Source organism: Microvirga tunisiensis (assembly GCF_009296175.1).
In the GTDB taxonomy this organism is placed as follows: domain Bacteria; phylum Pseudomonadota; class Alphaproteobacteria; order Rhizobiales; family Beijerinckiaceae; genus Microvirga; species Microvirga tunisiensis.
Genome location: NZ_VOSK01000894.1, coordinates 1 through 841, shown reverse-complemented (window position 1 = coordinate 841; position 841 = coordinate 1). Strand labels below are relative to the sequence as shown.

At 64.3% G+C, this 841-nt stretch carries 1 protein-coding gene; it reads left to right on the top strand.

The window, feature by feature from the left end; all coding sequences use genetic code 11:
- A partial coding sequence (locus FS320_RS51505; protein WP_152718777.1) for a DDE-type integrase/transposase/recombinase occupies positions 1 to 841 on the top strand: 841 nt, incomplete at both ends.

Below are 841 nucleotides of genomic sequence, written 5' to 3'. Positions count from 1 at the left end.
CAGGACTGCCAGGACCATAGCAGCCGGCCGCACAAGCTGCCCTGGAAGGCCACCGAGGAAGAGCGCGCCATCGTCTGTGCCCTGCGCCAGGCCACCGGCTTCCCGCTCGATGACCTCACGTTTGTGGTCAGCCATTTCCTGCCGCATCTCAACCGCGATGCCGTCTACCGCATCCTCAAGGCGGAAGGCTTGGGACGATTGCCCCCGGCGCAGCAGCGCCAGCGCCGGAGCGGCACGTTCAAGGATTACGATCTTGGCTTCATCCACATGGACATCAAGCACCTGCCCAAGCTGCAGACCGCCAACGGCGAGCGCCGCAAGCGCTATTTGTATGTGGCCATCGACCGCTGCTCACGGTGGGTGCATCTGGCCGTCAAGGACGATGAGCTGGCCACCAGCGCGGTCGCCTTCCTGAAAGAGGCGGTCCGCGCGTTTCCCTTCAAGATCACGCACGTGCTCACCGACAGAGGATCCTGCTTTACCGCCGATGGCTTTGAAGAGGCCTGCCGCCAGCTGAAGCTGGAGCACCGCAGGACCAAGCCGTATACACCGCAAACCAATGGTCTCGTGGAGCGCTTCAACGGGCGGGTGCAGCGCGAGGTGCTGGGCATCACGATCTATAGCCATCGGGACCTCGAGACGCTGCTCAAGGGCTTCAATCAGGCTTACAACAGGAGACGTCAGCGCGTGCTGAAGGGGCGAGCACCGGATGAGGTGGTGCGCAGCCGCCTGGCCGCCGAGCCGAAGCTGGCCAACCGCCGCTACAAGCCGCCCGATTCAGACGCGTTGCCGCCCGCCCTCCAGGTCATCGCTGCCGCCAAGGAGGTCTCGCATCCAGACA